The following is a 4,732-nucleotide window of genomic DNA, read 5'->3' as shown; positions in this document are numbered from 1 at the left end:
CGCGCCGGGCACCGGGCGCGCGACCGGCGGGTCTGGCGGATCTGCGCCGCCAACGGCTGGTGGTCGGCGTTCGGCAAGAGGCGCACCAAGGGCGGCAAGAGAGCCGACCCGCCAGCCCACGACGACCTCGTCCTGCGCCGGTTCCGCGCTGAGGCGCCGAACCGGTTGTGGCTGTGGGACATCACCGAACACCCCACGGCCGAGGGCAAGATCTACCTCTGCGCGATCAAGGACGTGTTCTCCAACCGGATCATCGGCTACTCGATCAGCGACCGCATGACCTCCCAGATCGCAGTGAACGCCCTGGTCAGCGCAGTGCAGCGACGCCGGAACGTGGCCGGGTGCGTGGTTCACAGCGACCGGGGCAGCCAGTTCCGCAGCCGCAAGGTGGCCCGCGTCCTGGCCGCTCACGACCTGGTCGGGTCGATGGGTCAGGTCGCCTCCGCCGGCGACAACGCCGCCATGGAGAGCTTCTTCTCCCTGCTGCAGAACAACGTCCTGAACCGGCGCCGCTGGGCCACCCGCGAGGACCTGCGGATCGCCATCGTCACCTGGATCGAGCCCACCTACCACCGCCGCCGACGCCAGCACCGGCTCGGACGGCTGACACCGATCGAGTTCGAGACCATCATGACCACTCAGGTCGCACTCGCCGCCTGAGACCACCTGTCACCTACTCGTGCGTCAGCCCCCTACCCTCACCACAGACTTGCAAGAGACCTTCCCCACCGAACCGCTACGCGGCGTCCTGATCTCGCCATCGCTCATCCCCGCCCGCGGCTCGTTCCGCCAACCCGTTGGCGTCCCGGTAGGCGTCGAAGAGAAGGTTGACCACGAGCATCATGGTCAGGATCAGGTAGGTGCCACCGCCGACCATGATCCCGGTCAGGATCCGTGCGACCCAGGGGACAACAACCTCAAGAGACCCCTCCACGGGTGTGCTGATGTTGCCGAGCACAACTGCGATCGCGACCAGCCCGATGGCGACGACAGCCGCAAGCAGAGTGTGGGCGACCACCTCGTCCAGCTTGCGCTGCGCGATCCCCTCGGAAGGCCTCGCTCGCTCAGTGAGCCGCTGACGCCACGCCGCGAACTGCGGGACAATCGCGAAGAGGGCCGCCGCGAGCAACGAGAGGCCCGCGATCAACGAGCCTGAGTCTCGGATCGACCAGTCCAGCCAGATGGAGACGCCGAGCCCCGCTGCAGGCAACACCAGAAGGGTCAGACGTGCAGCCCAGTCGTGCGGCTCTGCGCCCACAACCGTCCGTTGGCGCAGCGAGTCCCACGCCTCCTTCACGAGGGCGGCGGGACTGAATCTGTCGGTCATGTCCCCTCCTCGCCGTCAGCCTGTCACATCCACGTCCACCCCTTCGAGTGCCGCGAGCTCGGCCGCCCGGGTACTCGTGATGTCCTCCCACCGGGCCTCGTCCGGCCTCGACTGAGTCGAGAGGGGGTAGGTGAAGAGGTCTCGCACAGTACTAGGGGTCACCGACACGGTCTGGCTAGCCTGCAGTTGGACCGACGTGTTGTTGAACGCCAGACCGTCCTCACCCAGCTTCGAGGCGTTCAAGGAGAGCGCCGCCATCACGCGGCCAACGGCTCCCTGATTCGTACCTTCGAGCCAAGAGAGGATCTCGTCAGCGAGCTTCTCGTGCATCCCCTCGCCAATATCGAGGATGCTGAGCTTCTTCTCGACGGAACGAAAGCGGCCGCGCTTCGTGACGCTGCCAGCCTGGACTAGATCCACCGTCACCTTCTTAGCTTCGCTAATGAGCTTCCTGAGGTACGCGGCGTCCGAGACCTGGCTCACCCTGAACTTTCGCCAGACGAGGCCCGCCGCCTTCACGTCAGCGTCCGTCTGCGTGATCTCTCCACGCTCCAACGCGGCCGCGATCTCCTCGCGCTCAGCGATGACGTCAACCAGGTCAAGCCAAGCAGCCCAACGGAGGAACAGGTCGATGGGCGTGTAGCGCTTGCAAGTCTCTGCGACCACGAGGCCCGACTCACCAGTCGCGGGGAAGTGGAGGTCGATACGGTACCGACGCCCCGCTGCCCGGTCGCCGATGGTCTCAACATCGTCGCCGACAAGCTCGTCGTGATCACCGATGGTTCCCGCGATCACCTCAACCCGGATACGCCGACCCGTCCGGACGACACCGTCGAGAACGAACACGGGTTCGCCGGCATCAGACTCTGGAATCTGAGTCGAGCCGTCCGCAGCCATGAGGTCAGGCTTGTGCTTCAGCACTCGCCCCACGGCGCTCTTGAGGAGGCGGTAGACGCGCTCCACGTAAGGGTCCCCCAGGTCTTCCATGGACTCGGGCTTGCGCCAACTGTTACCGCGCCCTGTCGCCAGCGTGTAGACCCGGTACCCGTACCGGAAGCTTGTTGCGCCCACCTGCGCTACCCCCAACTGCCGCGATCGCGGCCTGCCGCTTGAACTCTTCACGCACAGTGCCACACGTGCGTTCCCCTCTGCTGCTGCGACGCGGACGGTCGCCCAAACGGATCAGTTCGGACCGACGTCCCGGCGCCGGGTGTCTCGTGATCGGTTCAGTGGAGGCTCGGAACTGACGCTTCGACGGTAGTCGGGCGGTGTTGTGCCGGTAGTGGTTGGCCTCGTGCTCGGCGGGTGGGACGAGTCCTATCTCGCCGTGCAGGCGTCGGTGGTTGAACCAGTCGATGTACTCAGCAACGGCGATCTCGAGGTCGTCGATGCTCTTCCAGGGGCCGCGGTTGCGGACGAGCTCGGCCTTGGACAGGGAGTCGAACGCCTCGGCCAGGGCGTTGTCATACGAGTCGCCGGTCGACCCGATCGAGGCGACGGCGCCGGCTTCGGCCAGGCGCTGGGTGTAGCGAACGGCGACATACTGACTGGGTTCAACGGGTCGTTGCAACACCTGCTCTTTGAAGCGACCGTAGCTGCTTGTCGAGGACTTCGGCCGGTGTTCTCCAGGCGAGGACCTTGCACGGTCTGCTGTTGATCGCTGACTGGACCGCGAGGAGGTCTTCGGCTGACCAGCGGGACAGGTCGGTGCCCTTGGGGAAATACTGGCGCAGCAGGCCGTTGGTGTTCTCGTTCGTGCCGCGCTGCCAGGGGGAACGCGGGTCGGCGAAGTAGACGGCGATCCCCGTGTCGATCTTGAACTGGGCGTGCGCGGACAGCTCCTTGCCGCGGTCCCAGGTAAGAGAGCGCAGCAGTTCGGCCGGCATCACGGCCATCGTCGCCTGCAGCGCGTCCTTCATCGCGATGGCGCCGTAGCCACCGAGCGGTGGCCCGTTCTTGACCGGCGGGACGGTCCCGTAACCCTCCAGGCGCGGCAAGTGGACCAGCAGGGTGTAGCGGCTGGTGCGTTCGACGACGGTGCCGATCGCGGACCGGTTCAACCCGATCACCAGGTCGCCCTCCCAGTGCCCGGGCACGGCCCGGTCCTCGGCTTCGGCCGGCCGCTCGCTGAGGACGACATCGGCGGTGACGTGGCCCTGGGGCCTGTTGCGTGCCCGCTCTCGAGGTTTGCGCAGCGCCCGCCCGGTCCGCAGGCAGGCGACCAGTTCGCGCTTGAGCGCTCCGCGCCCCTGGATGTAGAGCGCCTGGTAGATCGCCTCGTGGCTGATGCGCATGTCCTCATCGTCGGGGAAGTCCACGACCAGACGCCGCGCGATCTGCTGCGGGCTCCAGGCCGTGGCCCACCGCCGGTCCCCGCGGTGCGGCTTGTTCAGCCCCTTCCAGGTCGTCGCCGGCCCGGGCGCGAGCGTCCCGTCGGGCCGGTGCAGCTGCCCGGCGAGCCGGGCTTGGACGTACTCCTGCAGACGAGGGTTAGTGGCGAGCTTGGCCGCCTTGGGCCGCCTGGCGGCGGTCTGCGCCTTCCATTGCGCGACCGTAGCCCGGTACTCGACCTTGCCGGAGCGGGTCGCGGCGTTGCGCCTAAGCTCCCTCGAGATCGTTCCCGGATCACGATCCAGCTCCCGGGCGATCGCTCGGACACCGAACCCTCGGGCCCTCAGCAGTGCGAGTTCCTCGCGCTCGTGAAAAGACAGATAGCGGCCGGTCGGCTCGGCCAGGGGCAATGGCGCCATCCCGCCAGCGTGACGAAACCACCGCGACCCGACCGGCCACGACACACCGACCCCTGCTGCGGCCTCCTCGCTGCTCTTCCCCTTGGCGATCAACCGCCAGAACTCCCGCTCCACGTGCCGGGCCGGGATCGGCCGCCCCGGGGACCGCATCGCCGGTCGCAGAGCTCGGTCCGCCTGCTGCTGCCGTCGCACCATTGGACACCTCCGTGATCACGAGGTGTTGCGACGACCGATTGAATCCGCCCTGGACGCCCTTGTCGCTGTGGTGGGTCAGGCCGGTGACGTCGCGGCCCTCACGATGGCGGGTCCAGATGCCCATCTCCAGCGCGTCCAGGGCCAGGTCGGTGCGCAGCGACTTGGACAGCTGCCAGCCGACCACCCGCCGGGAGAACACGTCGATCACGAAGGCCGCGTAGGCCCAGCCGGAGAACGTCCGGCAGTAGGTGATGTCAGCGACCCACAGCTGGTCCGGGCCGATCGCGGTGAACTGGCGTTGCACCAGGTCCGGACGGGTGTCCACTGCGGCGCCGGGAACCGTGGTGCGCGGGCCCTTGGCGCGGGTGATCCCGCGAAGGCCCGCCGCACGCATCAGTCGGTGGACGGTGCAGCGGGCCACCCGGTGACCTCGGCGGTTCAGCTCGGCTTGGATCTGATC

4 protein-coding genes and 2 pseudogenes are annotated in these 4,732 nt (G+C 67.5%); 1 reads left to right on the top strand and 5 read right to left on the bottom strand.

Translation table 11 applies throughout. The features are described from left to right. Positions 1–660 (top strand): IS3 family transposase (locus tag Cph01nite_RS18745; RefSeq protein WP_203676547.1); only part of this gene is annotated, 660 nt, incomplete at its 5' end. A gap of 76 nt (positions 661–736) precedes the next feature. On the opposite strand, the gene Cph01nite_RS18740 is transcribed toward Cph01nite_RS18745, so the two are convergent. The 5 genes and pseudogenes from Cph01nite_RS18740 to Cph01nite_RS19390 all read right to left on the bottom strand — a co-directional run. Continuing rightward, complete coding sequence (locus Cph01nite_RS18740; RefSeq protein WP_203676545.1) at positions 737–1,327, bottom strand: hypothetical protein; 591 nt, start codon at positions 1,325–1,327, stop codon at positions 737–739. A gap of 15 nt (positions 1,328–1,342) precedes the next feature. Then, a complete protein-coding gene (locus tag Cph01nite_RS18735; RefSeq protein ID WP_203676543.1) occupies positions 1,343–2,290 on the bottom strand; it encodes a hypothetical protein in 948 nt (315 codons plus the stop codon). Positions 2,291–2,606: 316 nt separating this feature from the next. Continuing rightward, positions 2,607–2,876 (bottom strand): annotated as a pseudogene (locus tag Cph01nite_RS19165) (integrase core domain-containing protein); the annotation flags it as partial. Positions 2,877–2,880: 4 nt separating this feature from the next. Further along, complete coding sequence (locus Cph01nite_RS19160) at positions 2,881–4,272, bottom strand: IS30 family transposase (protein ID WP_444542255.1); 1,392 nt, start codon at positions 4,270–4,272, stop codon at positions 2,881–2,883. A 61-nt stretch (positions 4,273–4,333) separates the two neighbouring features. After that, positions 4,334–4,726 (bottom strand): annotated as a pseudogene (locus Cph01nite_RS19390) (DDE-type integrase/transposase/recombinase); the annotation flags it as partial. Positions 4,727–4,732 lie beyond the last annotated feature (6 nt).

This window comes from Cellulomonas phragmiteti (genome assembly GCF_016862775.1).
GTDB classification, from domain to species: domain Bacteria; phylum Actinomycetota; class Actinomycetes; order Actinomycetales; family Cellulomonadaceae; genus Cellulomonas; species Cellulomonas phragmiteti.
This window is presented reverse-complemented; position numbering and strand designations above follow the sequence as displayed.

Coding starts and splice junctions, on each gene's coding strand:
- Cph01nite_RS19160 (WP_444542255.1), bottom strand. CDS start 4,272: ATGGTGCGACGGCAGCAGCAGGCGGACCGAGCTCTGCGACCGGCGATG.
- Cph01nite_RS18740 (WP_203676545.1), bottom strand. CDS start 1,327: ATGACCGACAGATTCAGTCCCGCCGCCCTCGTGAAGGAGGCGTGGGAC.